Source organism: Loktanella sp. D2R18 (genome assembly GCF_003318235.1).
In the GTDB taxonomy this organism is placed as follows: domain Bacteria; phylum Pseudomonadota; class Alphaproteobacteria; order Rhodobacterales; family Rhodobacteraceae; genus Yoonia.
The window spans coordinates 601,878-628,872 of record NZ_QOCG01000030.1 but is presented as its reverse complement, the minus strand read 5'-3'; the positions used below and the strand labels follow the sequence as shown (position 1 = coordinate 628,872).

The 26,995-nt window shown below is 52.6% G+C and carries 27 protein-coding genes and 1 tRNA gene; 13 read left to right on the top strand and 15 right to left on the bottom strand.

The features are described 5' to 3' along the window. Window positions 1–89: 89 nt before the first annotated feature. Window positions 90–278: a transposase gene (locus tag DS901_RS16650; protein ID WP_113778006.1), complete on the bottom strand. Its 189-nt coding sequence runs from the start codon at window positions 276–278 to the stop codon at window positions 90–92. Between the two features lie 261 nt (window positions 279–539). Between DS901_RS16650 and DS901_RS16645 the strand changes: the two genes are divergently transcribed. After that, window positions 540–1,112, top strand: a complete 573-nt coding sequence (locus tag DS901_RS16645; protein ID WP_113778005.1) for a recombinase family protein — start codon at window positions 540–542, stop codon at window positions 1,110–1,112. 101 nt (window positions 1,113–1,213) lie between these two features. Beyond that, window positions 1,214–2,566, top strand: coding sequence for a hypothetical protein (locus tag DS901_RS16640; RefSeq protein WP_113778004.1), 1,353 nt, complete (start codon window positions 1,214–1,216; stop codon window positions 2,564–2,566). A gap of 181 nt (window positions 2,567–2,747) precedes the next feature. On the opposite strand, the gene DS901_RS16635 is transcribed toward DS901_RS16640, so the two are convergent. The 6 genes from DS901_RS16635 to DS901_RS16610 form a co-directional block, all read right to left on the bottom strand. Next, window positions 2,748–2,933, bottom strand: a complete 186-nt coding sequence (locus DS901_RS16635) for a hypothetical protein (protein WP_113778003.1) — start codon at window positions 2,931–2,933, stop codon at window positions 2,748–2,750. Further along, window positions 2,930–4,750 carry a TniQ family protein gene (locus DS901_RS16630; RefSeq protein ID WP_258546762.1) on the bottom strand — a complete coding sequence of 607 codons (1,821 nt, stop codon included), beginning with the start codon at window positions 4,748–4,750 and terminating at the stop codon, window positions 2,930–2,932. The genes DS901_RS16635 and DS901_RS16630 overlap by 4 nt, the downstream gene beginning before the upstream one ends. Then, complete coding sequence (locus DS901_RS16625) at window positions 4,747–5,709, bottom strand: TniB family NTP-binding protein (protein ID WP_181820904.1); 963 nt, start codon at window positions 5,707–5,709, stop codon at window positions 4,747–4,749. The genes DS901_RS16630 and DS901_RS16625 overlap by 4 nt, the downstream gene beginning before the upstream one ends. Beyond that, window positions 5,693–7,906 (bottom strand): Mu transposase C-terminal domain-containing protein, encoded by a 2,214-nt coding sequence (locus DS901_RS16620; protein WP_113778000.1) that lies wholly within the window; start codon window positions 7,904–7,906, stop codon window positions 5,693–5,695. Before DS901_RS16620 ends, DS901_RS16625 begins: the two co-directional genes overlap by 17 nt. Beyond that, window positions 7,896–8,597: a hypothetical protein gene (locus DS901_RS16615; protein WP_113777999.1), complete on the bottom strand. Its 702-nt coding sequence runs from the start codon at window positions 8,595–8,597 to the stop codon at window positions 7,896–7,898. The genes DS901_RS16620 and DS901_RS16615 overlap by 11 nt, the downstream gene beginning before the upstream one ends. Before the next feature lie 210 nt (window positions 8,598–8,807). Continuing rightward, the gene (locus DS901_RS16610; protein WP_113777998.1) at window positions 8,808–9,041 is read right to left on the bottom strand and encodes a helix-turn-helix domain-containing protein; all 234 of its coding nucleotides are present in this window, start codon (window positions 9,039–9,041) and stop codon (window positions 8,808–8,810) included. 253 nt (window positions 9,042–9,294) lie between these two features. On the opposite strand from DS901_RS16610, the gene DS901_RS19175 reads away from it, so the two are divergent. The 3 genes from DS901_RS19175 to DS901_RS16595 all read left to right on the top strand — a co-directional run bounded on the left by DS901_RS19175 (window position 9,295) and on the right by DS901_RS16595 (window position 13,508). After that, window positions 9,295–9,903, top strand: coding sequence for a helix-turn-helix domain-containing protein (locus DS901_RS19175; protein ID WP_113777997.1), 609 nt, complete (start codon window positions 9,295–9,297; stop codon window positions 9,901–9,903). Between the two features lie 135 nt (window positions 9,904–10,038). Further along, complete coding sequence (locus DS901_RS16600; RefSeq protein WP_113777996.1) at window positions 10,039–11,781, top strand: HEAT repeat domain-containing protein; 1,743 nt, start codon at window positions 10,039–10,041, stop codon at window positions 11,779–11,781. Then, window positions 11,778–13,508, top strand: a complete 1,731-nt coding sequence (locus DS901_RS16595) for a hypothetical protein (RefSeq protein ID WP_113777995.1) — start codon at window positions 11,778–11,780, stop codon at window positions 13,506–13,508. Before DS901_RS16600 ends, DS901_RS16595 begins: the two co-directional genes overlap by 4 nt. A gap of 136 nt (window positions 13,509–13,644) precedes the next feature. Here DS901_RS16595 and DS901_RS16590 read toward each other — a convergent pair whose 3' ends face one another. The 5 genes from DS901_RS16590 to DS901_RS16565 all read right to left on the bottom strand — a co-directional run bounded on the left by DS901_RS16590 (window position 13,645) and on the right by DS901_RS16565 (window position 18,358). Then, the gene (locus DS901_RS16590) at window positions 13,645–14,163 is read right to left on the bottom strand and encodes a hypothetical protein (RefSeq protein WP_220150244.1); all 519 of its coding nucleotides are present in this window, start codon (window positions 14,161–14,163) and stop codon (window positions 13,645–13,647) included. Window positions 14,164–14,677: 514 nt separating this feature from the next. After that, window positions 14,678–14,754, bottom strand: a tRNA-Arg gene (locus DS901_RS16580). 61 nt (window positions 14,755–14,815) lie between these two features. Then, the gene (locus tag DS901_RS16575; RefSeq protein WP_113777992.1) at window positions 14,816–16,216 is read right to left on the bottom strand and encodes a sensor histidine kinase; all 1,401 of its coding nucleotides are present in this window, start codon (window positions 16,214–16,216) and stop codon (window positions 14,816–14,818) included. A 9-nt stretch (window positions 16,217–16,225) separates the two neighbouring features. After that, window positions 16,226–17,644 (bottom strand): dihydrolipoyl dehydrogenase family protein, encoded by a 1,419-nt coding sequence (locus DS901_RS16570; RefSeq protein ID WP_113777991.1) that lies wholly within the window; start codon window positions 17,642–17,644, stop codon window positions 16,226–16,228. Window positions 17,645–17,647: 3 nt separating this feature from the next. Then, window positions 17,648–18,358 (bottom strand): TVP38/TMEM64 family protein, encoded by a 711-nt coding sequence (locus tag DS901_RS16565; protein WP_113777990.1) that lies wholly within the window; start codon window positions 18,356–18,358, stop codon window positions 17,648–17,650. Between the two features lie 283 nt (window positions 18,359–18,641). Between DS901_RS16565 and rpmH the strand changes: the two genes are divergently transcribed. The 6 genes from rpmH to DS901_RS16535 all read left to right on the top strand — a co-directional run bounded on the left by rpmH (window position 18,642) and on the right by DS901_RS16535 (window position 23,002). Then, complete coding sequence (gene rpmH, locus DS901_RS16560; RefSeq protein ID WP_008231458.1) at window positions 18,642–18,776, top strand: 50S ribosomal protein L34; 135 nt, start codon at window positions 18,642–18,644, stop codon at window positions 18,774–18,776. A 23-nt stretch (window positions 18,777–18,799) separates the two neighbouring features. Further along, complete coding sequence (gene rnpA / locus DS901_RS16555; RefSeq protein ID WP_404932356.1) at window positions 18,800–19,183, top strand: ribonuclease P protein component; 384 nt, start codon at window positions 18,800–18,802, stop codon at window positions 19,181–19,183. Continuing rightward, a complete protein-coding gene (gene yidD, locus DS901_RS16550) occupies window positions 19,180–19,401 on the top strand; it encodes a membrane protein insertion efficiency factor YidD (RefSeq protein WP_113777988.1) in 222 nt (73 codons plus the stop codon). Before rnpA ends, yidD begins: the two co-directional genes overlap by 4 nt. 44 nt (window positions 19,402–19,445) lie before the next feature. Continuing rightward, window positions 19,446–20,300, top strand: coding sequence for a tRNA 2-thiocytidine(32) synthetase TtcA (gene ttcA, locus DS901_RS16545; RefSeq protein ID WP_113778090.1), 855 nt, complete (start codon window positions 19,446–19,448; stop codon window positions 20,298–20,300). Window positions 20,301–20,632: 332 nt separating this feature from the next. After that, window positions 20,633–22,216, top strand: a complete 1,584-nt coding sequence (locus DS901_RS16540; protein ID WP_113777987.1) for a PstS family phosphate ABC transporter substrate-binding protein — start codon at window positions 20,633–20,635, stop codon at window positions 22,214–22,216. 180 nt (window positions 22,217–22,396) lie between these two features. Next, complete coding sequence (locus DS901_RS16535; protein WP_113777986.1) at window positions 22,397–23,002, top strand: LolA family protein; 606 nt, start codon at window positions 22,397–22,399, stop codon at window positions 23,000–23,002. 50 nt (window positions 23,003–23,052) lie between these two features. On the opposite strand, the gene DS901_RS16530 is transcribed toward DS901_RS16535, so the two are convergent. Both DS901_RS16530 and DS901_RS16525 read right to left on the bottom strand, forming a co-directional pair. Continuing rightward, window positions 23,053–23,643, bottom strand: coding sequence for a transglycosylase SLT domain-containing protein (locus DS901_RS16530; RefSeq protein ID WP_113777985.1), 591 nt, complete (start codon window positions 23,641–23,643; stop codon window positions 23,053–23,055). Between the two features lie 75 nt (window positions 23,644–23,718). After that, window positions 23,719–24,600 carry an AEC family transporter gene (locus DS901_RS16525; protein WP_113778089.1) on the bottom strand — a complete coding sequence of 294 codons (882 nt, stop codon included), beginning with the start codon at window positions 24,598–24,600 and terminating at the stop codon, window positions 23,719–23,721. 68 nt (window positions 24,601–24,668) lie between these two features. Here DS901_RS16525 and hspQ point away from each other — a divergent pair, with 68 nt between their 5' ends. Together hspQ and yaaA are read left to right on the top strand one after the other, a co-directional pair. After that, window positions 24,669–24,995 carry a heat shock protein HspQ gene (gene hspQ / locus DS901_RS16520; RefSeq protein ID WP_113777984.1) on the top strand — a complete coding sequence of 109 codons (327 nt, stop codon included), beginning with the start codon at window positions 24,669–24,671 and terminating at the stop codon, window positions 24,993–24,995. Window positions 24,996–25,041: 46 nt separating this feature from the next. After that, window positions 25,042–25,812 carry a peroxide stress protein YaaA gene (yaaA, locus tag DS901_RS16515; protein WP_113777983.1) on the top strand — a complete coding sequence of 257 codons (771 nt, stop codon included), beginning with the start codon at window positions 25,042–25,044 and terminating at the stop codon, window positions 25,810–25,812. On the opposite strand, the gene DS901_RS16510 is transcribed toward yaaA, so the two are convergent. Further along, on the bottom strand, window positions 25,809–26,984 hold the full coding sequence (locus tag DS901_RS16510) for an acetyl-CoA C-acyltransferase family protein (RefSeq protein ID WP_113777982.1): 1,176 nt from the start codon (window positions 26,982–26,984) through the stop codon (window positions 25,809–25,811). The genes yaaA and DS901_RS16510 overlap by 4 nt on opposite strands. Between the last annotated feature and the right edge of the window lie 11 nt (window positions 26,985–26,995).

Sequence of the window (26,995 nt, the reverse complement as noted above, 5' to 3'; positions counted from 1 at the left end):
GCAACCACGTCAACGATCAGGTTTCTATTCAATGGCTTCCTCAGAAATAGTTTTCCAACGGCTTAGACGCCGCCAGTCACACTTATTATCTAAGTCCGCTTGATGGCAACGCGTTTCCAATCATGACCACCCTGACGAAATGGCACAATCCCATATCGCCGCGCCACAACCGCCACCGTCGCGCCTGGCTCATAGCTCTCAGCAACAATCACCGCTAGTTCTGCAGACATCCTCCGAACTGCCTTACGCCGCCCCAATCCAATTCCGTCATCAAGCATCTAAACCTCCATAGCTGCTGGCGGTCAGAATCTCACATCACGAATAACTGCGATACCATGGGATCCACGCATCGCTTACGTTTCTACAATCGGTTTATGCCAAGCATAAGGCTGCGTTAAATAAGATCGACCACTTGCCCGTTTTGAGTATACTCGCAACGGACGCCCGAAATGCCACCCCAATTGTCTCATATGACTTAACGAATCATTTATCGGACGATAGGGATTTATCGGACAGTCATATGGAACAGGAGAACATGCATGGGTGAACTTATTGGTTACGGTCGCGTCAGTAGCCCGAGTCAGTCACTGGACATCCAAATCGAAGCTTTGACCACCGCAGGTGTCTCCCGTGAACACCTCTATTTGGAGAAGGCGTCAGGCCGTAACCGTAAAGGCCGTGCCGCATTGGAAGACCTTCTGGGCCGTGGAATCCGCAAAGGTGATACCGTCGTCTGTACCCGTCTGGATAGGTTGGCCCGCTCTACTCGTGATCTGTTGCAGATTTCGGAGACGTTGGAAGATAAGGGTGTGAACCTAAAGGTCCTGGAACAACCCATCGATACATCGTCACCCGCAGGTCGATTGTTCTTCACCGTTCTGGCGGCGTTTGGTGAGTTTGAAGCCAGCATCCGTGCGGAACGTCAGCGCGAAGGCATAGATGCAGCTTTGGCCAAGGGGGATGGTAGTCCGTTCAAGGGGAGGCCTACAACAATTGATCCGATGGCTGTTCGTCATTTGCATGATGATGGAATGAACCCAACATCTATTGCCAAAAAGCTTGGGATCGCCCGATCTTCAGTTTATCGCTACTTGCAAACCAAGAACGAGTAATCAATCTATGGGGGTGCAACCTTTTATATTTGATTGGAACTTTATTGCGGCTTATTTCGCCAAGACGTTTTGATGCGTTGTGCTATGTCAGGGCACCCTACATGACGATGATGGCCGCTGAGGTCCGTCATTATGAAACGCCTGACAAGTCTAACCTCGCCATCGTTGTTTTTGATAAGACTGATAGTGATTTCGGATACATAATACTTGGCCGCGATGGTCGGAAGATTTTTAGGTGCCTTGAGGTTGGCAACGAATTCTATGCATCTGCGGACGCGGCTGAAGAGGCGCTGAATGAAGCAATCAAGCCTTACGAAGCAGACGGAATTTCAGAGTACTCTCAGGGTGATGAGGTTAAGCCGATCCTGGACATTTTTGCTCCAATAGTGGCTGACGACAAGCAACATGACTACTTCAAGGTTCTTTCATCCAATGAGATGCGTTCCGCGGCTCGTAACCTCATCCAAGAAATAGCGTATTCTTTTGTTGATGTAGACGGGAACTACATCGAACAGTTTCAAACGACTGGCTTCGATCAACGGCTTTGGGAACTATTTCTGTATGTTCTGTTTCACAAGGAGGGCTTTGAGTTTGATAACACCAAGCCTGCCCCTGACTTCTCACTCTCCAGGTTTGGGATGCCTGTTTTCGTAGAAGCTGTTACCGTCGGCCAAAACCCTGATTTCGATGTTCCCGCTGACACCGCAGCCCAAATTGCGGAGTTGTCTCAGAACTACATGCCGATCAAATTTGGTAGCCCGCTATTCAGCAAAATTAACAGAAAGAACAAGTATTGGGACCTACCACACGTCGCAGGTCACCCATTTGTTCTAGCAATTCACGACTACCATGGCCTTGCGACATCGGACACGCCTGGTTCGATGACATGGTCACGTGCTGGTTTGGTAAATTATCTGTATGGTGTACGTGATGACGTGATCATTGAAGGCGAGACCGTAAGGCCGCGAATGGTTGTGGGGAAATATGGCCTGGAACCTTCCATCAAGATTACAACTGAGCATACGTATGGTGACAAGACGATACCTAGCCGCTTCTTTGGTCTGCCTGATGCTGAAAACGTCAGTGCGGTATTGTTTTCTAATGGAGCAACAGTGACGACATTCGGTCGTATGGGAAAAATTGCAGGGCTAGGTGACCATGATGTAAAGATGCTTCGCATGGGCATGTGGGTGAGCGACGAGATGGGAACTACACAGCCCTTCGCGACAGATGTTGATGCGGACGACTATGATGAGGCATGGGGCGATACAGTGACAATGTTTCACAATCCTTGGGCAAAAAATCCAGTTCCCGACGAACTATTCCCCAACATCAGTCACGCAATTCTTGACCCACTGACAAATCAAGTGCGGTATCGGTTTACTCCGAAGCATGTATTGACCTCGATGACGACCGTTATTGTTCCGACAAATGATGACACAACGGAAGACTAGAAGCCCTATGCGGCAGACCGCAGGCGCTTGAGGATTGATCCGCACCGGGTTTGCGCACCACCCTAACTCGCTGAAATATGTGGCAACGGCGGCCTGCTGCACAAACCATGACATGCGCACCACCCCGCCATATTCATCATACCTTCAAAAGTGCGAAAGCGCATTGCACCCCATCCGAAACTCACGTGGTTGCGATCAATTTCCGCAGTGCGGCTACGATTTCGTCCTCAACCTGCGCAAGCCGCAATCCCCGTTCCAGTGTTAGTTCTCGAACAAGATTTTCTATATCCACGTTCTTAGGCCCATAGAGAAACCAGTCATCGATTGCATGTTGATCAGGATGCCCCACATCTTCGTCCGATTTCATACTTCGCCCCCCTTTCTTACCTGAGAACCATCCAAGCCAAACTCTCTCTTACTGTAAACTCGGACAAGTGCCCCTGCACATGGGATTGGCTCGATACCTTCAACATCCAGCTTGCGCGCGAGATGGATTGGGGCAACTTTCTGGACTTCCGCCAACTGCCCAAGGGTTACATATGACCGCTCAAATGCTTGGATACTGCCCTTAGAAATATATTGCTTTTGATGATTGGTGTCTGGATTACGTTTGCGGACTTCTGAAAGGATCCCTTGATCTCGTAGGTGTCTGATCGCGGCGACATTTATTTTCAAGTACCGGGCGGTTTCAGGTAACGTGATATCTTGGTGAAGCCTTACAGTCTTTCGTGGGCATATTGCGTCCCAATCAACTTCAATTGCATTCAAACCCACACCGCCTCCTCGGCAAATTTGGCCCTCTAAGTCTCCTTTGCGCCAGAGATCAACAACTTCCGACAATGGTATACCCTTTTCTCGGCAGAACACGTTTAGCGGCGCAACGGATTTTCCAAGAAGTAGTTCTGGTAGCCGTTCAACTTGCTCAATAAGATCCATCACCTCAACACGGGACAGATACCGCAACGTCGATGTTATCCGAATGGTCTTAAGCACGCCTCGGTCTTGCAAGCCTTTTACCTGGGCAGTCATAAGCCCAAGGAGCCCGGCCGCGTCCTTTAAGTTGATCAGACCATCCCAGTAAGTAAGAACTTTGGGGATTTCGTCGACATGGACATCAGTTCGTTTTAGGGCTTGGTTTTCCGCAACACCGTCCAAATGACCTAATAGTTTTTTGAGGAAAACTGCGCCAAACCCAAGGCGTTTCCGCGCTTGATCAATCGTGAGCCAGACCTGCCCTGGGGGCAATCGGTCAAAGACCTTTTTGCCAGGTTGAGTTGGGTAGCGCGCAAAAACGTGCTCCCGGGCAATACTTGCGAGCACTTCGATCTCCGGCGCATTGCGCACTTCGCGCAACCAACGGAAATGCACGCCAAAGTCGGCCGAGTAGTAGGGTCGCTCTGCGTTTCCACTGTCATACAGGCTGGATAACGCTTTCCTGTAGGCCTGAGGGCCCTCGACAAGGCTTTGAAAGCCCGCTTGGCACAACTCCCTAATCCGCGTTTTTGGCAAATCCTGCATGCGTTTGACTTTGACGTCACATAAAGCCGCCCCAAGCGATACGCTGGCTCGATGAAGTTGCGTTAGGTCCAAATTCTGCAGCCAATCGTCCGCAGCCCCATTTCGAAGCCTTTCCCTGACATAGGTTTCAAAACCAATTTCTGGCACCTGCACGCTGCGATCAGCTGCTTGAAAAACTTCATAATGATGCGCCAGAACACGGGCGACAAAATCATAAGTTGCATGTGAATTTTCTGCGCTCGGTAGCGTTATGAACCGACAGCCATGCTCAGCGCATCGATCAATACAAACAAGTGACCACTCTAGTAATTGACAGACGCCGGCAGGCCCAGCTTTAGACAACGAGCGAGCAACGCATTGCGGGCACAGGCGGACAGCTGTGCGCCGCAACGTACCCATGCTTGCATGCGCTTGTCCCACTCGATATCGGCCATTTCCGACTTTCTTAACGCTCCATGATCGTAGCTTCTCGGACGACTCGCCTGTCAACCATGCCAAACGCCCAATTTGCTCATCGTAACCGCTGCAAAGTGCTGGCCAACGCATTCCGAGGTCAGTGCAGAAATCACGCGGTGTCGTCTCAAATAGCTTTGCATGCCGACTGACGTAACCTGTCAACGCCTCCCCCTCAAAGAGGGGTAGAGTTGGTATTAGACGCGCGGTCACGCGTCCATTCCATCGAACTCGAAGATTTTTCTTGAGTCGATCCGCGCAAAGTCCTCGGCAAGAAATGGGTTGAGTGCATCAATCGCAGAACTTCTGTCATAGTACACATCCGCAAAGTGCCGAATTCCTAGCTTTGCATCGAAACCATCGCAAAGAAGCACCTTCGCGAAGGCCTGAACCGTAATCTCAGCCATCAGGCCAAACTCATAATCCGCCGCGTGCATGAGCCGCTGCGCGAAAACCTCGTCAAGCACCGACGACTGCGTTTCGACCTTCGCCTTTTTCGCATACTGCTGGATTGTGCCCAGCACTGGCGTGACATCACGGATCGCGTGCAACCTCCCGATCTCTACCGGATACAGGCGACGTGACAACTGCGGGTCTTGATTCACAATCTTCTTGAGATCAGGCATCCCAGACAGAATAAGCCCCGTTGGCCAGTACGAATTCTCCATAACGGATTTCAACGTATTGACGACGGACTGTCGTTCCTTGTCGGTTTGATAGCGCGCCAAGTCCTGTGCTTCATCCAGATGTAGAAAGCATGTCTGCCTCAACTTGAGCTGTACCTTGACCTGATCCCAAATCGCTGGCCCCTGCTTGTCGCCTGAATAGGGGTAACCAAGCGCGCGCAGCGTCGCCGCACCGACAAACTTCATGGTTGCCGGACTTGGCACCTGGAGGCCAAAAAACTCGCAATGGTCTTGCGTGGCATCAATCTTCAGTAGCGACCTATTCTTGCGAATAAGCTCTCGAATGGCAGTGGTTTTCCCACTGCCAGAATGCCCCACCACAACAATGCCACGTGCGTTATTTATCATGCCGTCAGCCATGTCTGCACGGCGTTGTTCCAGCAGGCTTTGGAAGTGGGTTTCCAGCTTTTGGTATGATGGTGTCACGAGGTATGTCGAGCGCAGGTATTGGATGGTTTTCCGGATTTCATCATTCGTGGTTGTCATCGTCGCTCTCCTGTTTGGCAGGGTTGTCGTCATTCACTGGTTCGTCATGGTCATCGCTGGATGGCCAATATGGGATGGGTTCGTCTTGTCCTTCGGGCAAGATCGGCCGCTCCTCTTGCTCAGGTTTGGGGTCGTATTCGATTTCGTTGGATAGAAGACCCTGACTGTTTTGCCCGCGATCATCCAAAGGCTTGGGGTCCAACTGAGGATCCGAACCCAAAGAGAGCCCCCAGAAGGTCTCCTTCTGGGCCCGCTTGATCTGTTCGTAGGTCTCACCAATTGGCCCGAGCTGTCGCAGCGCACATTGCTCCGCGTCGATTTCTTTGATGCGCTCGATTGCGCGATCAACAACACCTTGTGTCAGAGACGCAGCATTCCGATTGTTCTGTCGAAGATCGAAGATGGTCTGTTCCCACGCGGCAAAGGACACGCCATCAAGTCCATCGATTTGCGCATTAAGAGTGGACCAACCGCTATCCGGGCCATTTTCCAACCAGACAGAGATGTACCCCATATCTTCGGGGTCGATCCGAACGTCTGCATGCTGTTTTCCAAATTTCTGGAAGTGTTTAGCCAAGCGTTCTGAATGGTAGTTTACTCCATTCATCAAAACGCCATGCCGTCCGATGTCGCGGGATAGTGCAACCCCAAGGACGTGGCGCAGAGTATGGTTGCTCATCGACGGGGACCAGCCAAAGTCCTTGATCAGACGATCCCAAACGATGTTGGGCGTCGCATATTCAAGCCCCCTATGTTTGCGGTTGTGGTACACATCAACAGTAAACCGCACCAAAAGCTCAATAATGCTCTCCGCCGTGTGCACGGCGTATTTCTGTGCCGGGTAGTCACCCCGTTCTTTCGGGTTGGAGTGTGTTCGCCCCGTTAAATACGGCATTAGCCGTTTTGCAAGGGTGAGGAATACGCGTTCCACGTGCCCCCTCAGCTTGGGTATGCCAGCGGGCAACACCGAGTAATCAATACAGAGGTCTGAAAGAGCCGCTTTAAACTCTGCATTGACGAAGGCAGGTCCGTTGTCGACCGCAACATGACCTATGTGTCCGTGTTGTTTCCATACCGTTTCACAGCCAAGTTGACGTGCAAGATCAGTTTTATCACGCATGGCCATCCACAAGACCGCTTTGGCATCTTCGGCAGTCGGACTTCTCGACAGCTTCAAGCCAACTATGCTGCGGGTGGCCGTATCGAAAGCGACACAAACCCAATATCGGCCAGTTTCGATATCACGTACGCTATCTTTGCTTATGTCAAACCCACCCTTCTTCAGCAGAGCAATGAGATCAATTTCCCATTCATCCATCTCAATCCGGCTGAGCGGGACGGCAAGTTTTAAACCCCCGCCATGCGCACCAAGCTTGTTTTTGGCAACTGCCAATCCCTTTCGAGCCGCAAGAACTTCAAACTGATCAAGTTCTTTGATCCGGCGCTCGATTGTGCTTTGTGAAACTTCGCTTAACGGGATTTCGCCACTCAACTCTCGAACCTTGTTGCGCTTGCGGATTTCAATATTCACAGTTTCATGGACATGCGCCGAAGCAATTTGGTTTGGATGCAAGTAACCCTCGAGGGCCCATTGAATGATGGCTTCTTGTTCAGCGCCCACGCGTTTGGCATTGCTGCCGTTGAAGATCGATTTCTTAACAAAGACCATGGGGTCTTTGGCGTCCTCCCAATCTCGAACCCAAGACATAATGGACGTCCTTCCTGGCGTCCTGCGCAAGGCGATACTGTCAAAGAAGGCACCAGCCGTTGCCTTCTTCAAACCCAACTTGAGTTTTTCAGTAACACGGCGTTCAAGTTCCGGTAGGAATTCATCCCAGCGATTGGAGGAACGATTAATCGCACCCTCGGCTTCCATTTCTAGATACGTTGTCGCCCAACACTCCTTCCAAAAGGCATCCAGCTGGGCTTTGATCGAAATGCGCGTCATCAGCGAGCGCCCAGCAATGGCACGTCTCGCAACTTGGCGACTTTCAAAATAGCCATACTGGATCGAAAACTGGCCTCCGTTAATCAATTCGGCAAGCTCTGCGTGTGTGAGCGAGATTGGCTCTCGATCGCCGCGAAGGTACTTTATTTCCACGAATAGCGACGTCACTTTCGTGATTGCATGCAGTTCGCCGTTTGCGATGATCGCATCACAAGTGGTCACGCCAAGACGGATTGGTTCATGCTTCATGGTTTTCTCCACTGGGCGCTACAATTGAGTTGTTAGTGATCAGCTCACGCGTGTTGGCAATGAGACTTCCAGCGTAGATTGCGCGAAAGGCTGCTCTGAAGGCCCGTGCACCCAAGCCAGACTTGCTGATCAACTCTGTCAGAGAGATTTCGCCAAATAGCCGGTTTGTAAGGTCAGAAATGACGCTATCCGCTTCGGTGTCCGGGCACCGTCGAAAGAAGTTCAAGAGCTCTGCATTCTGAACTTCGACGCGATGCCGTTCGCGCTCTGTGACCAAAACGACCTTATCGGCGAAGCCAACAGGTAGATCGCGTTTGATCGCCCTAAGCGAAGCTTTGAAGTTCAGTTTTTTCGCGCGTTCAAATGGTTTGACCGCGATCGCGACACGTTTTCCGCCTCTGAACTCAGCGAGATAATCAAACCGGTGAGTTCGCTGCCTGCCATCGATTTCGACGAAGCTGACTGGTTTCGGTTGATCGAATAGGTTCCAAAGGTTTGGCATCGCCAGCGTCAGGAGGCAGGTTTCGCGTTCTCCTTGGCTGGCACTGATGATCTGCCGCCAATGCTGCTCTGCTGGCGTCTTCGCCAATGTGAAACCACGTACAGTCTGCTTCGACCGCGCAGGGAACATTAACCCAGCCGTTGTCGGCGCAGGCGGACGATAGAAATCGTCGTCAAAAAATGAAGTCATGTTTCTTGCCAGGGCAGCCGGTTCTCCCGACGCCAACGGCACTCCTTGATGTTTAAGACAAGCGGGACCCGCCCACAGAAGCGCTCTGCAGAGTTGACGGGTCTCGGAATTTGGGTCATGAAGGAGGTGCGAAGGGCGACAAACTCTTGCACCTAAGGCCTTGTCGGAAGTCTTCAGCTTCCTTCGAGGCCTTTGCTGTCTATGGGCTCATTATTCATCCTCCTTGGATATGGGTGAGAAAAGTTCGTCGACCGGCTGATCGAGCACCTCGGCGATAGCACGCTCAACCCGTGGCACGCTCATTTTCCGTAGACCGACAAGCGACATCGTGGTTCGCGACACGCCTACCTCCCTTGCAATCTGCGCAAGCGATGTACCCTTCAGACGAAGCGCCATTTTTAACCTTTCATGGGCGGCAAACGCCTTTTGATCGTGTTTGCTCATGCAGAAGTCCAATCGCTAATGATCTTCAGAGAGACCAAGTTTCAGCGAGGTTTGCGTGTAAAGTGGCTGCAGGCAAGGGCTGTCAGCCGTTCGCGCAGCCTCAACATTTTGAGGGTACGTAAACGCCATGCACAACAATTTGTAGATTTTCCCGATTGCCTGTTTGATTTCAGCGGCATCGACTTGATAGGTTCGCAGTTAAGGAACCACAAAAAATTCTGCGACAGCGCAATTAGTGACGAAAACGACGACCATGAAACGATCCCGAAGACAACAAATAGGCACCGCAGAGCGTTGTCCGAGAGAATCGAAGGCACATCACAACGATGGAGTCCGCCTACGGATTATTCGGCGACGCCTTGGAAAGACCCAGAAGGAATTTGCAACCGAACTAGGTATTTCAATGAGCACCCTCGCCAACTACGAAAACGCTAGAACGGAAATGCCACCTAGTTTTGCAAGAGCCGTTTTTAGGACCACTGGCTTGAACCCCGTCCCTCACGATCCTGAACAAGAACCCAAGCTGCTCCTACAATTGAACGACACGAATGCGGCGCTGCCTACAGGATCCATTTACGTCAAAATACAGCGGGTGCGGAAACGGTACATAGCGATGAGAAACGAGCTGTATTCGCCGATGCGACTGATGGTCGATGATGCTATTCACATCGCTTTCTCGATAGCTGCGTTGGTTTTCGCAATTGAACAGCTTAGACGCTCCACCTCCCTTGTGGCACAAGAACCAAGCCTCTTCAGAGACGTCTCATTAGTAGTCGCGTTCTTGACAATAATCGCACTGTTTGTCCCAGTCGCTCAGAGCTTTCCATGGGGAATACGGGCACAGGTCAGCCATAGAACTTGAACCTGGGGGGCGGGAGAGCAGACCTTCGCTGCGGTTGCAAAGTCGAGACAGTTGTTGTGCAAATTACCTATACCTCCTTGAGAGGCGGTAGTTTTCAACGATTGGCCTGCGCGGTATGGTTGTGCAAAGAATGTAATGATGAACGAGGCTGGCAGAGTGACGGACGAAAGCAAATTAGCTCAACTGATTATCGAAGGCGACGCCGCCAGACGCCTTATCCCCGTAATTCTCGACCTCGAATACAAAGACAGAAAGCGTGAATTAGGCGGTTTTTTAGCTGAACTGCACAACTCGGGTGAGATCACTCTGCTCTCGAACGACAACCTTGCGGCCATACGACGGCTTGAGCACAATGAATTTTGGATGATTTTCGGAGCGTTGTCTGACGCAATTGAGCACGTGGTGGATGACTACCCCGCTGTGCAGCAGTTTGCCGAGTGTCTGGTCGAGAAAGCCGGTAACGACGGAGCTTCTAACACACCGTTTGTATCATTCGTTCGTTGGTGCGAAAAACATCCCTCGCAAGCCATACGAATTATGAAAGGCGCAAAAGACGGCCAAGAGAATTGCCAACGCTCCTGTGTGTTCGCCCTACAAGGCCTCAATGATTTTGGGCGCTTGGTAGATTTCCTAGCGGACAGCAGAGCAGAAATTCGATCCATTGGATTTCGCGCCTTAGGAAGGCTCAAGAACTTGACATCACAGGATGACCAAACTGGCATAGATGCTTGCTTGTCGGAAATTCTAAGTTCTTCTTCTGGTGATGCGCGAAATGCAGCTATTGAGGCCGTTTTTCGCATTTGGGACAAAGAGACGGACAAGAAGAAGTATCGGCAAGACGAAGTGCTCATGTCCCTTCTCGCCAAGCCATCAGATGAAGACTTGGTGCGCCTGTGTGCGATGCTTTTCTATCACAAGAATGCATCTACAGGCAAAACTATCAGTGCGGTATTGAGTAGATCACAAAGCATATCCTCCGGCTTCGAGACCGCAAGCCACTGGATAGAAAGCGCCCTAACTTGGAAAGATGTCCGATGGTCATTCAAGGAGGTGGTCGCATTCATGGAGGCTATGGTTCCGCACTTTGAGCAGCCAGTGAAAAGCAAGCAGTTTCATAGCTTTTGCGAATGGGTTTGGGAAGAACCTGCAAACGCTTCATATCTTTTCGCACGCTGGCTTTATTCTGGCGACTTCTCCTTGTGCAGCTTCTTGGCTGAAATGGTCAGCGGCGGAGATAAGGGAGCAGCGCTATCTCTCCTGCCGCAAGACCTACCTTCAGAAGCGGTAGATCAAGTCTTTCTAGCCCGAAAATGTATCGGCTTCCTTTGGCTGCATGAGGTCACTGCAGCGTCAATTCTGCTAAGCTTAATAGAACATGGGCATCCAGATGCTGTCCCTGAGATCGAAGAACTTCTTTGGAAACCGCTTCTTCTTAGCTACTCTAGTGAGCTTAGGCCGTATCTTGGGCAACAAGCATCTAGTGCTTCCCCGACTGTGGCTAAGGCGTCTCAAGAGCTGATGGCGAAGCACGCAGCATACATTGAGGGGCTGGAACAGGCGCAAGACCTAAGCGAACTTGAGCCTTCAAACGAGGCGAGGCGGGCGGCTGCGATCAAGGATCACCAGAGGAACACAGATATCCAAAAGCAAGCGCGAAAGATGTCGGTCTTTGGCGATATGTTTCACACTGCTACGATGCTCTATGGACGCAAGAGCTTTAGTCTGGTGACTGGTGGTGACGGCAAAAAGTTTCCGAACATCACCCCGCTCAGCGAACACTCCTATAGTTTTGAGTTTCCGCGTTTGTCCGTAGTCGACCCGGTTGGTTTCAATGGTCTGCTCGTCGTTTGTAGGATCGAGCAGAGGAAAACCCAATGAAACTAATACTTAAAGAATACTTGTCGTCTCTTAAAGAGCGGGGTGATCTCGACAAAGCACTGCTACCAAACCTGCTATCGGCGATGGGTTTGCAGGTTGTGAAGACTCCAATGATCGGGACCCGCCAAGATGGAGTTGACATTGCTGCTGTAGGACGCTTGCCAGATGACGACCAGAAGTACCTTTACCTGCTTTGCGTCAAAGCAGGAGACGTAGGCCGTACTGATTGGGACGCTGGCCCGCAATCAGTGCGCCCGGAGCTACAAGAAATTCTAGACGTCTATATCGGTTCAAGGATTGCAAAAGAGCACCAGAGTTTACCAATCAAAATCTGCCTCTGCATGGGCGGTGAACTTAAGGAAACGGTTGAAGGTAACTGGGCTGGGTTCACTCGGAAGAACGCGACTAACGAAGTTCATTTTGAGCTTTGGAATGGGGACCGGCTTGCTGGATTTATGGAAAAATCTTTGCTCGCTCGGGAACTGCTGGACGAAGCAGCGCGTAGGCACTTCCAGAAAGCCTTGGCAATGGTGAATGAGCCGGAGGCCTGCTACGAGTATACCAGAAGTTTAGTCGCCATCATTCTCCCACAAGAGGACATGAAAGACAAAGAGCGCCTATTGAGGCTCAGGCAGGCGTATATTTGCCTCCACGCGATTAGCGCCTGGGCCGTTGAAGCAAAGAGCCTCGATGTCGTTTATCGGATATCTGAATTGGGCTTGCTTTTCTGCTGGGATGCAATGCGAGAAGAACCAGTCAAGACGAAGCCCACCAAACATCAAGTCGCTCTGACGGAAATTCTAGATCAGTACGTCCGGCTCTATTTGATGATGTCCGAGATATATTTTGAGAAAGTACTGTATCCTCATGCCGAGACGCTTCATGCCCTAACGGTTTCGGTGAAGTCGCGAGAAGCGGTCGATGCCAATCTTGCGATGTTCGACTTGCTTGGCCGTGTGACCACCCGCGCAATCTGGACAGACTTGTTCGGGAAAGCTCTCTCGGAGGCGAACCCCGAGTTCGCTCGCAGTCTGAACGAGCAGACAAAGAAAATGCTCGATATGTTGGTGGCCCTGATCAACAACAATCCGACTTTGGGGTCTCCGTTCAAGGACGATCACATGATCGAGGCAGCCTTGGTCATGTATCTTGCTCAACAAACATCGTCAGGCAGGCGATTTATGCCATGGTTTCATGCCATGGCTGAGAACACATCGTTCGCGCTTCTAACCAATGCCAGTTACCCAACGTGTTTTCGCGACTACAACGATCTGCTTGCTCATCCTGCGAGTAATGAACAGGAATATCGTGCTGAGGCTTGTGTTGGCAGCGTCCTGTATCCCTACCTGTTCGTTTGGCTTCAGTTTGGCGCTGAACAAGGTTTCATTGAAGAGTTCTCCAGCCGACTTTCACAGAAAATACCCGACTGCACACATCAGGCGTGGTTCCCCGATGAAGACACGGATCAGAAAATCTGGCGTGGGGATACCTACCATGGGATTTGCGTGACTGATTTGTCGCCAGCAAGTGGACATGCGGAGATAGCAGATGCCTTGAACCTAGCAATCAAGGAGTGTGGGGCAATTTTTGAAATGACAGCAATGAAACGAGGACTGGTTCCACTTTTCTTGACGGCCTGTAGGCATTACCGCTTGCCTATCCCGCCAGCACTTTGGATGCCGCCGCAAAGCAATTCAGATGTGGTTCAGGTGGAGCCCCATTCATAGTTGAGCAAGAAGCTTCCTTGTCCTTTGGTAAAAGCTGCGCCGCAGCACCGTCGGGGTCCGCCAATGTCCGTATTGGGCCGTTTTGTACGGTGGTGAGAACGCTCCGCACCATTTTTTGCACCTAGCCTACGTTAACTCAAATACTTCGAGATAGCCGTTCATCGCCATCAGCGGCGATTTCTTCGAAGCAGCTATCGAGAGTTTGAAACAATTCCCACCGATCAGCTTGTAGCCGGGCTACGACACCATCAATAACTTGTAGCTCCAAGTCGGCTTCTCGTGAACCTTTCCACAATGTATCGGCAAGCGCGATTATAAGCTCTTCGAAGGAAGCACCCATGCTGGCGTATTGTGCGTGGCTGCGACAGCACCGAGCAATTTTGGCGTCAACCCCACGTTCTAGAAGTAACTTTTCGCCTGCTGCTTCATGCAAGTCCCCGCCTTTTTCAAGCTCGCTGGGATGAACGATTTTACCCGCATCATGTACCGCAATGCCGATTTCGACGAAGAGCCTATCGTACTGAACCCCAAGGTTATCGAGCTTTGAAATGACTTCAACGCCGACTTCCCCAACTAATTCGAGATGTCTTATCAATCGTCTTGGTGCACCTAATCTTTCGAGCAACTTGAAAGCGTCTTCTGGAGATTTCAGCACGACTAGCTCCAAATAGAATAATCGATCATGGATTTAGGCTTACCTTATGCAGCATTCAAGTCAGCATCGATCTCTGCGGGCTCAGAGCCGCCCATGCTGGCGCAATATAAACGGGGTGCGGTGTTGGTTCCAAATCTGCCAATGGCAGGAATGACCAACCACATCCGACCCAAAGAAAAGAAGGGTGAGGGCGCGGCCCTCCCCCTCGGGCAACCCAATTAGACTGAGCCGTGTCCTCGGCTACGCCTGCGGGCCGCACCACCTCTGTCGAATTGCATTGCCTCGCCCCCACCCGCGTTCGCCACGTGGCAGATTTGCAGGAGCAGGCGGCTTCGCCGTCTGACCTCCAAATCAGCCCTGATTTTCGGGAACGGAAGTCAGATCAATGAAACAAAACGTGGGAGCATAAAATGAAGATGTTGGGTCAGTTAATGACGCAAAGGTCAAAGTCGTGTGACGTTCAACAGTTAATGACGCAAAGGTCAAAGTCGTGTGACGTTCAACAAAGATGTAATGGCGGACTGGGGAGGATTCGAACCCCCGACCCCTTGATTCGTAGTCAAGTACTCTATCCAACTGAGCTACCAATCCGCGTATGGGGGGATTTAGACGGGCTGGCGGGTGGACGCAAGGCCCTAATTGGATTCTTTTGTCATTCGTTGGATTGTATCAGCGCAAGATCCGCTTTGGGCAGTTCAATGACGAATGTTGTGCCTGAGGGGCCGGTGTCTTGAAGGCGCAGGCGCCCGCCATGCCCTCGGATCAGGTCACCTGCAATCACCAGGCCAAGTCCAGAGCCCCCCTTACGGACACCGCCCTGAAACGGTTGGAACAGGTGTTCTTGGGCTTTGGGTGGCAGACCTGGCCCGGTGTCAGAAACGGTCACTTGCCAGCAGTCGTCATCTTCATGCGCGTGAATGCAAATTTCACCGGGTTTCTTGGTCGCCATGATGGCTTGGCGCGCATTGCGCACAAGGTTTTGAATAACGCGGTAAAGCTGCTCGCCGTCCGCGCGCACCGCCATTGTGGCGGGAATATCTTCAGAGAACGATAGCGCGTAGTCCCCAGCCGCGAGCCGTTCGCTATCAATCACGTCGCCGACAATATGGGCGAGGGTCACGCGAGAGAGGGCGGGGGCGGGTTCTTCAGCGCCGCCAAAGGCTAACGTGTTCTCGCATAGGTTCACCGCGCGTGTGATCGATCCAACGAGTTTGGGGGCCATGCGTTGCACCAGCGGATCTTCGGAGCCTTCGATGCGATCCGTAAACAGTTGCGCGGATGTTAAGATGTTGCGCAGATCATGGCTTACCTTAGCAACACCGCTGCCCAATTGGGCGAGCCTTTGCTTTTGCTTAAGCGCGCTGGTCAGCTGCATTTGCATCATTTGCAACGATTCTTCGGCGGCGCGCAGTTCTTTGATGCTCGCGGATGGCACAATGATTTGGCGGGCGTCTTCAGGGGCTTTGGCGTATGATTCCATATGGGTCACAACGCCCTTGATTGGCGTCACCAACAATTTGCGCACGGCAAAGAATAACATCCCAGCTGTCACAACTGAAATGAACGCGGAGAGGATCAGAATGTTCCAGCCGTATTGCAGCATCGCGTTGCGCAGAGGCATTTCATCGATGGTGACTTCGATCAGCAAGCCGCCATCTCGGACCGGGTTGCCGATGATCCGAATGACGCGTTCTTCTTTATCAAGCAACGTGCGCAGTGCATCGCGGATCAAGGTCATGCTGGTCGGCGCACGCATATCGTAGGTAGCGGTAATCGGCGATGGGATTGGCGATGAGAGCACCAGCTGACGCATGTCGTCGCGGCGCAGCACGACGTTATAGACTTCGGCATTGGTCAGCAGTTCAGCCTCTAATGCGGGGCTAATCATATCGTCTGCCTCGAGCGCGAGTGACGCAAGCTGCGCACGCTCGAGCCGTGAAACAAGATAATCTTGTCGGAACCGCGCAATCGATGGAACAAAGATGAATATCTCGGCCAGCATCACAAAAATGACCGTAAGAATCAAAAATCGGCCCGAAAGTGAGTTGGTCATCTAACCTCGCTATGGCAACCAGCGCTGCACAAGTCCGACGACACGTTTAACCGTCGGGTTTTCAAATAGTCTTGGGGTAAAATAGGCACCCGCAGCGCGTTTGTTAACCTCACTAATTGTGGGGTAGGGTAAAACAGTGTTCGCGACGGCTGACATTTTCATTTTATTGGCGATTGCCATCGCCCACATGCCGATCAACTCGCCCGCTTGATGCCCCGCGATAGATGCGCCTACGGGGCGACCTTTCACGACCATGACTTTGATCAGGCCTTTGGTTTTGCGTTCTGCGATTGCGCGGTCGTTATGCGCATATTCAAAGCGCACCGTTTCGACGCCATTCCCGAATTTTTCTTCGGCTTGCGCTTGGGTCAGGCCGACCTGGGCCAGCTCAGGATCGGTATAGGTCGCCCAAGGGATGTGATCTGTGCGTTGTTTGGAAGGCAGACCAAACAGCATTGATCGGATTAAGACCCCAGCATGGTACCCTGCAACATGCGTGAATTGCAGCCCGCCGGCAACGTCGCCAGCCGCAAAAACCTTTTTATTACTGATAGATCGAAGATTATCCCCGACCTTTAGCCCGCGACGGTCATGGGCGATGCCGCCTTTATCAAGGTCCAGTTTGTCGATGTTGACCTTGCGACCTACGGCTATCAATAGGTGCGACCCGGTGAAATCTCCGGCGGGGGTGTGAACGGTGATACTGTCTCCCGCGCCGCTGATTTTTTCGGCCTGCGCGCCTTCGATGATGTTCACGCCCTCAGCCCGTAGGTTATCCAGAACGATTGCTGCCATTTCTGGGTCATCATTGCCCATCGCTTTGGCACCTTCGATCACGGTGACCTCGCAACCAAGCCGCCGATGTGCTTGCGCCATTTCCATACCAATCGGGCCGCCACCGATAATGATCAGATGCGCGGGTTTGTCGCGCAGATCAAAGATGTTTTCATTTGTGTAATATGTGACGTCATCCAACCCCGGAATGGGCGGAACGAAGGGGCCAGAGCCCGTGGCGACCACAAAACGTCGCGCCGTGACAATGGTGTCGCCTGCCTGTACTTCGGTTTCTGAAATAAAGCGCCCGTAATCTTGGATCACCTGCACGCCAAGCCCTTCGAAACGTTCGACGCTATCGAGAGGAGCGATTGTGGCGATCACATCATGCACGTGATCCTTCGCTGCGGCATAATCAACGACGGCTTGCGCGTTCGCGACGCCAAGTTTGGCCCCGTGGGACATTGCGTGTGCTTGTTTGGCTGATGCGATCAGCGCCTTGGACGGCACGCAACCGTAGTTCAAGCAGTCGCCCCCCATTTTGCCACCTTCGATCAGGACAACCTTGGCGCCCATCTGTACGGCACCCGCCGCAATCGAAAGGCCGCCAGAACCGCCGCCAATAATGCATATATCTGTCTTAATCCGGTTCATGGCTTAGACGCCTTTCTTGCCGCGTAGGGCTTTGATCACGATGGGCAATGCGGCAAGCGCTGATAGCCCGATAATAGGAAGCAGGATGGCAGGTTCAAAGATGATGCCAAGGTTAGGTGTTTCACCGCGTGCGAAAATCTCGCCCAGGCCTGCGCCAACAGATGTGTAGACAACTGTTCCGGGGATGATGCCGATGAATGTCGAAATCACAAACCGGTGCAGTGGTACGCCCAAGAATGAGGGAATCAGGTTTGCCAAGAAAAATGGAACAACCGGTAACAGGCGCATCAGGAATAGCATGGACCATTGGTTTTCATTGATCCCCGCTTTGATCTTTTTCACTGGGCCTTCGGCATTATCAAGCTTTCGGCTAAGCCCTTCGCCAAGGCCCCAGCGCGCAGCAAGGAAGATACCCGTGGCACCAATAGTCGCGCCCGTGATGTTGAACAATGCACCGGGGAACACGCCAAAAAGAAAACCACCCGTTAAGGTGGCGATTGTCGCGCCGGGCAGGGAAAAGCCAACGATGGCAATATACGCCCCGACAAACGCTAGGGCGGTGATCAGGTAGTTGCCGTCACGAAATGCCAGCAGGGCTTCGCGGTTTTGGGCAAGCGCATCAAACGTCAGCTTATCGCGCAATAAATATGTCCCAATTGCCGCCACGAAAAGAATCGCGATTAGTGGTAGTTTACGGGTGAGAGACTGTGACATGCTGGATCCTGATAATTCCTGTGTTGCCCTATAGATGGACGTATCAGCGCTGTTACGGTACCCGCATCACGACGCCTTGATGGAAAACCAACGGTTATTTCAGTTTTCGACCGCTTTGCCCGAAACACTGAAACATTTACCCCTGTGACATTCTTGGAATTGTTGCAGTTTCCTCCCCCTTGGCGCGTTGACATAGGGTGGCGTCCTCTCTAAAGGACAGGTCTGAAATGTTGATCGGCTTCGAATCCCATGTGGGGTTTGGCCTCGAACCGGAGAGAACGCGATGAAGCGCACGTTCCAACCATCAAACCGGGTTCGCAAGAACCGCCACGGATTCCGCGCACGGATGGCTACAAAAGCTGGCCGTAAGATTCTGAACAATCGCCGTGCCAAAGGCCGTGCGAAGCTAAGCGCGTAAGCGTTAAGCCTGTTTTGAGCGATTTGAAACCGCCGGTTGGGCCTGCCAAAGGCACTCCGGCGGTTTCCGTTTGTCTGCATGTTTTGACCAAGCGTGCGGATTTTGTGCGCGCGTCACATGCGCGCCGCCAAGGTACCCCGGGCATTCACCTACAGGCGCGTAAGCGTGCAGAGGGTGAGGCAATGGGGATTCGCGTCGGATTTACCTGCTCCAAGAAAGTCGGTAACGCCGTTGCCCGCAACCGCGCCAAACGCCGGTTGCGTGAAGTCGCGCGCATCGTACTGCCTGAAATGGGCCGCGACGGTTGGGACTATGTGCTTGTGGGTCGTAAAGATGTCACCGCGGCCCTATCTTTTGAGACATTGATCGCGGATTTTCGCGGCGCGTTGCAAAAGGTTCACAGATGACACCCCTTGCCTATGTCGTATCATTACCCGTGCGGGCTTACCGTTTGGTTCTGTCGCCTTGGATCGGCAATAGCTGTTGCTATCATCCCACCTGTTCGGCCTATGCGCTTGAGGCGCTGGAAAAACATGGGGCGATTAAGGGGAGTTGGCTGACGATATGGCGCATCCTGCGCTGCAATCCGTGGTCTAAGGGTGGCGTGGATAACGTGCCGGACTAAAATTTCGGTTGGATTGCGTGCGTATCATCTGGCATAGCACGCGCATGTTAGATGAAGCCGACGATATTCACCCGCTGTTTTACGGTGCGCCCAAAACCACCGAATTCAAGAAGCTGCGCAAACGCATCGTGCAAAATGTGCGCGAGGCGATTGAACAATACGGAATGATTGAGCGCGACGCGAAATGGCTTGTCTGCTTGTCGGGGGGCAAGGACAGCTACACGTTGCTTGCGATTCTGTATGAATTGAAATGGCGCGGGCTTTTGCCGGTTGACCTGATCGCGTGTAATCTGGACCAAGGGCAACCGGGGTTCCCGGCAACTGTCTTGCCCGCGTTTCTTGAAAAGATGGGCGTGCCGCACCGAATCGAATACCAAGACACATATTCTATTGTGATGGATAAAGTGCCTGCGGGCCGGACATTCTGTGCGCTGTGTTCACGGTTGCGGCGTGGGAATCTGTATCGAATCGCGCGCGAAGAAGGTTGTTCTGCCGTTGTGCTGGGACATCACCGCGACGATATTTTGGAAACATTTTTCATGAACCTGTTCCATGGTGGGCGTCTCGCGACGATGCCGCCCAAGCTGGTGAACGAAGACGGCGATTTGTTTTTGTATCGCCCACTGGCCCATGTCGCAGAAGCTGATTGCGAAAAATTTGCAACTGCAATGAATTATCCAATCATACCCTGTGATCTATGTGGATCGCAGGACGGGTTGCAGCGCCAACAGGTGAAACAAATCCTCGATGGCTGGGAAAAGAATAGCCCCGGCCGTCGGCAAGTCATGTTTCGGTCGCTGATGAATGCGCGGCCATCGCATTTGCTTGATCCGAAGCTCTTTGATTTTGCAGGGCTAATGCTTAGGTCCGACGATGCCCCAGACCAAAAAGCGGACTAAATGCCGCAATTTTCCGGGCGCATTTTTCAGCGTCACTGTGAACCGGGGTTGATCAAAGTTTAGCCGCCGAACAAACTTGCATCGCAAGCAAAGCGCATGATTGTATGTAAAATGTTGCCTTTACACACAGTTTGCACGCTCTCTGACACGCCAACAGTTGTATCGGCGGAAATCCGCGGCTAACAATTAGTTAATTTTGGCTGTGTATGTTTTCTGAGTGTCAGCGCCCTCTGAGTTAAGTGAGGGCAAGTGTTCCGGTTTTGCCAACCGTTTTGAAATATATATGCCGCGTCTATACTCGCGCGTGAAATAGCGTGGCACTGGAGTTGAATATGATGAAGCTAACAAGTCTTTCCGCAGCACTATTGTGCGCAGTTGCGCCAGCAGCGCTTTTCGCCGAGCCGGTGGAGCTGCGCTCTGTCGATGGGTTCATCAGCGTTGACGGTGAGATTGTTGGGTACAATGGCACGATGTTGGCCGTGGAAACATCCGTAGGGCAGGTCAGCGTCCCAGCATCAGAGGTTGTTTGTTACGGTGCAGGTTGTGACGAAGTGATCGCTAACAATGATTTTGGCCTAACGCGCGCCGCGTTTCAAGACGTTGCCACCCAAGCCGAAGCCGTTGTCGTTGGCGGCACAGACGAAATAACCGTAAGCTTCCTCATTCCCGCATTTGACGTGATTTACCGTATTGTTGTCGGGGCTTATGTCACGACCGGCCAAACAGACGCGAATTTGACCATTGGATCGGCGGGCGAAATCACACTGGATCATCCTGACACAGGTGCGCAAGCGAACTTGCGTATTGCTGATGCTGGGGGAACTTCGCATGCGGTAGTGACTGTTGCTGCATTGCAGAGCGAAGCACCGCAAGCCTATACTGCCGCGGCGGATTGGGCGCTTGCGCCGGCGGTAAGCGACCAGTTGTTAGCAGCGCGTGCACTTGCCGTGATTGTCGCTCCAAACATCGATATTAGCGCTGTCTCAATGGCGGATCTGGCCGGAATCTACGCTGGCGACATTACCAATTGGTCAGAGCTTGGTGGGCCGGATTTGGCGATCTTACCGTTGCAATTGCCTGCAACTTCCACAATGCGTACCGAGTTTATTCAACTGGTCATGGAGCCAGCGGGGAAATCGATCGCAGGCAATGTTTTGACAATGGCTGATGGGCCCGGCATCGCGTCATCCGTCAACCAATTCGCCGGGGCGATTAGCGTCGTCGAAGTTGCTGACGCATCGGATAGCAATCTTCTTCCAGTCTCTGGCACATGCGGCACCCCTGTTGTGCTCGATAGCTTTAACGTGATTTCTGGCGACTATCCGTTGGTGCGCCCGTTGATGATTAGTTTTGATAGCGTGCCTGAAACACAATTGACGGCGGACATCTTTGATTATGCTGCTGGTTCTGTTGTGCAGCGTCTTGTTTCCGCCGAAGGGTTCGATAGTATTTCGGCAATTGCGCAAGACGAAGATTCCAAAAACCATCGTTTGAACACACTGCTTGGGGCAGATCTCGCGGAAACAGAACGTCTTGCCGCTGCGCAAATGTTCCAGCGCTTGTTTGAGGCACAGCGCCTGTCGCCTACGATGTTTGGGGGCGCGACAAGCGGACCCGAAGCGGGTTGGAACCGTGCAATGTTCACAACGCTTGCCGAAGCATTGGCGACGTCCGATATGGCTGGCCGAGAAGTCATGTTTGTTGGTTTCGGCGGGACAGGCGACGCCGCAATGGCCGTTTCAGCGGCTGCGGCAGCAGACATGCAAGCAGCCTTTTCACAGTTTGCACCAAATGTTGCGGCGGCCAATGGGCTTACGCTGTCTGCACAGGGTTTCGGGAATATTTCGCCGGCAACCTGCTACGAAGGTCAAGTGGCGGGTGCTGAACATACGCGTGTCGAAATTTGGGTAAAGTAACCCGGTCCTTTATATTCACGAAAATGCCGCGAATTATTTGCGGCATTTTTTTGAACAATATTGAAAATTCCACTGTGTTATCTGAAAACCGCTGGCCTGATATCGCCTATCATCGCCATAAATGCTGTTCTTATGCGATCTAAGGCTGGAACTTCCCGGTTGAACACATAGGTAAAGAGCATGAAAAAACGTATCCTATCATCCGTCGTCGCCATTGGTCTTGCGCTTTGCGCAGGGGCCACCTCCGCACAAGAGCTCAGCCTTGCGCAGATTTCGCAATATCTTAACGGGTTGCAGACTGCCCAAGGGGGGTTCACGCAACTTAACCAAGACGGCACCTTGTCGACAGGCACAATTTATATCAAACGTCCCGGCCGCATCCGGTTCGATTATGCAGCACCTGACAATACGCTTGTGATTGGTGGCGGTGGGTCGCTTGCGATCTTTGATCCGCGCTCAAACGCAGGGCCAGAGCGGTATCCGCTGAATCAAACGCCACTTGGGCTGATCTTGCGCGACAATGTAAATCTAGAGCAGGCCGATATGGTGACAGGCGTGACGTCAGACGGCACGACAACCACCGTGACCGCGCAGGACCCGGATCACCCCGAATATGGGAATATCCAGCTGGTGTTTACAGGAAACCCCATTGAGCTGCGCCAGTGGATTGTCACAGACGATGTGGGCGGACAGACGACGGTTATTATGAATGATATGGTCGCGGGCGGACGAGTGCGCGATATTTTGTTTAATATCCAAGCCGAAACCCGCAATCGCAGCAATTAGAATGCAGGCAAACGAAATGAAAATGGCGGCCACGGTGGCCGCCATTTTTTTTAGCGTTTGCGGCAAGCGCGAAGCTGTTGATCGTACATCACGGCGCGTGCTTCGACTTCGCCTGCGATGCGGATCAGCCAGCTTTTCGAACGCCATGTGCCGCGCAAATACCCTGACCGCCCGTCGTGATAGGCAAGGTATTGGTTGCGGGTATCATCGATGGCGACGCCGGTTTCTTCGACGGTTTGCACCATATACCAGCCCATGAAGTCGGTGGCAGCGTTCACATCTTGGCGCCGGGCACGGGATCCGCCCACCTCATCTTGATACTCGCGCCAGGTCGCATCAAGCGCCTGACTATAACCAACGGCAGACGACTGGCGCCCAACAGGAATTACACCCAGCGCATAACGATGCGGCGGACGGTTATCGCTGATGAATTTACTTTCCTGATAGATGATCGCCATTAATGACGGGACAGGCACGCCGTATTTACGTTCAACCGCGCGGAACGCGCGTAGGTATTCGGGGCGCTCGGACACAATACTACATGCATCATCAAGGTTGCGCGGGGCCGAGTTATGGCTCGATTGCCCGCCGCAGCTGCCTAAAATCAGCATCAGTGCCATTGCGCGAAAGAAACTGCTCATATGCCTCTCGCTTATTTTGTTTTTTTTGCACGATAGCCTGTTCTGGCTGATCTGCAAATGCTTAAGCGCGGCAGATCAGATCACAAAAGCCAAGATGAGCGGCAAATAGATCACGGATAGCACTGTCGATGCCACAACAAGCCCGGCGACGGGCTGCGCATCCGCCCCATATTTTTCGGCCAAGAGGTAGGATGTGACTGCCACTGGGGTCGCGATCTGCACGATCAGGACGGCGGCCGCGATTTCATCAAGCCCGAACCAGACGCTCGCGCCCCACGCCGCTGCGACACAGATCACAACCTTTACAGCAGATAACCAGACCGCTTGTGTCATGGCCTTTGTCTCAAGCCGAGCGACAGCCACCCCAAGCGTGATCAGCATCACCGGGATCGCCATTTGTCCAATTAACTCAATGGTATTGGTGATGACCAATGGCGTTTGCCAGCCTTGCCACAAGAACAATGCGCCCAACAATGTCGCCCCGACAAGCGGCTCTTGCACCACGCGTTTAAGTGACCCGCCACCTGAAACGAACCAAATCCCGATAGTAAAAGACATAATCGCCATGACCGCGAAAACGACAACGGCATAGCCGAATCCAACTTCGCCAAATGCAAAAAGCGCCAAGGGCAGACCAAGATTGCCTGTGTTTCCAAAGACCAGCGGGTTGAGATAGGTGCGCATTTCAAGCTTTGCGATCTTAATCAACGCAAAGAAAGCTGCCATAACGATAAAGTAGGCAGCAACGGCAGCGAGCGATAACGCCGCCAACGACTCTGGGTCGATGTCGGTTTTCATCAATGCGACAAAGATCAGGCAGGGCACCGAAAGCGTCATCGTCAGTCGCGTGACGAACTCAACCCGGTATTCAAAACCCAATTTGACCCAAGTGAAACCAATCGCGGCCAAAATGAAGACAGGTGCCGAGATATTGAGCACCGTTAAGATCATGTTCACAGACTGTTTCCCTAAAAACGCAGCGACTGCCGTGGACTTTAGGTCCCTATGGGCCATATATTCAACATATGTTCAAGACACGCGCGAAATATCATCTCGGCCAAGTGGTTCGCCACCGCAAGCACCCCTTCCGGGGGGTCGTCTTTGACGTGGATGCGATGTTTTCGAACACAGACGCGTGGTATAACGCCATCCCCGAAGACAGCCGCCCCAAAAAAGATCAGCCGTTTTACCACCTTTTGGCGGAAAACGATCAAAGCTTTTACGTGGCTTACGTGTCTGAACAAAACCTTGTGGCGGATTATTCGGGTGAACCGGTTGATCACCCGGATGTCGATGATTTCTTTGGGCCGTTTGAAGATGGGCAGTACCCGTTGCAAGGCCAGTTGAACTAGCGGCCAAGCGTGCTACATCTCCCTATATCACTATAGGAACACTGCCATGCTCGTCGTCATTTCTCCCGCCAAAGCACTTGATATGGATCCGGTCGCCACTGCGCCGACGCAACCCGAATTCCAAGCGGATGCCGTGGCGTTGGCAGAGGTCGCGCGCGAATTGACTTTGGACGAGCTTAAGAAGCTGATGAAGCTCTCGGATAAACTGGCCCAGCTGAACCATGATCGGTTCAACGATTTTGCCGAAGTGCCTGCCGATGACGCGGTAAAGCCAGCGGTGCTGGCATTCAATGGCGATACTTACCACGGGCTCGAGGCCAAGACCTTCTCAGAAGATGATATCATGTGGGCGCAAGATCATCTGCGCATCCTGTCTGGGCTTTACGGTGTGTTGCGCCCGTTGGACGCGTTGCAGCCTTACCGTTTGGAAATGGGCAGTCGTTTGAAAACGGCGCGTGGTAAGTCTCTTTATGATTATTGGGGGGCGACGATTGCAAATGCACTAAACGCTCAGGCCGAGACTGTCGGCGCACAGGTCTTGGTGAATTGCGCGAGCCAAGAATATTTTGGTGCGGTCGATCAAAACGCATTGAAACTGCGGGTGATCACGCCGCAATTCATGGAGATCAGAGACGACAAACCCCGCATCGTCAGCTTTTTCGCCAAACGTGCGCGCGGGGCGATGGCGCGGTTCATCGTTGAAAACCATTTGAATGCCCCCGAAGGGATCAAAGGCTTCACCACTGGGGGCTACGCCTTTGATCCTGATCTTTCGGCGGGTGATACTTGGGTGTTCACCCGCGCCTATCCGACCTAGATTCGTTCAATCGCAAGCGCGATCCCTTGGCCGCCACCGATACACATGGTGATCAGCCCGCGTTTGCCGCCTGTCCGTTCCAATTCATACATGGTTTTTACGGTGATGATTGCGCCTGTTGCGCCCACGGGGTGGCCCAGTGCAATCGCCCCGCCATTCGGGTTGACCTTTGCAGGATCGAACCCCAATTCATTGCTGACGGCCAAAGCCTGCGAAGCAAAGGCCTCGTTCGATTCGATCACGTCGAAATCACCTGCGCTTAGTCCGGTTTTTTCAAACAGGTTGCGCACGGCAGGGATCGGGCCAATACCCATAACCTCGGGACGCACGCCTGCATGGCCATATCCTAACACGCGGAATTTTGGTGTTAGCCCCGCCTTTTCGGCCGCATCGGCGGTTGCCATCGCAATCGCCGCCGCCCCATCGTTAATGCCCGAGGCATTGCCAGCCGTTACAGTGCCGTCTTTTTGAAAAACGGGGCGTAAGCTGCCAAGTTTCTCAAGTGAACTGGGCTTTGGGTGTTCATCGCGGATGAAATCGATCATCTCGCGTTTGACTTTGACTTGGACAGGGGTGATCTGGCTGTCAAAATGTCCGGCCGCGATGGCTTGCGCTGCGCGTGATTGGCTTTGCATGGCAAAAGCATCCTGATCTGCGCGGGTGATCCCGTGTTCAGCGGCAACATTTTCGGCAGTGATCCCCATATGGCCTGTGCCAAACGGGCAGTTCAACGCACCGAGCATCATGTCTTGGGACTTGATATCGCCCATCTTGGCGCCCCAACGCGCGTCTGGCAAAATATAGGGCGCGCGGCTCATGCTTTCGGCACCACCGGCCAACCCGAACGCGGCATCGCCTAGCATCAATGATTGGATCACTGATACAATTGCTTGCACGCCCGATCCACATAGGCGGTTCACGTTCATTGCGGGGGTTGTGTCAGGAACGCCCGCGTTCATTGCCGCAACCCGGCTGAGATACATATCGCGCGGTTCGGTATTGATAACATGCCCAAATGCGACGTGGCCGATCTGGTCGCCAGCCACGCCCGCGCGGTCAAGCGCAGCCTTTGCAGCCGATGTGCCGAGGTCAATCGGCGTTGTTCCCGCGAGGGACCCGCCGAAGGTGCCAATAGCCGTGCGCGCGCCACCAAGAATTACAATATCAGTCATGAATGCCTCTT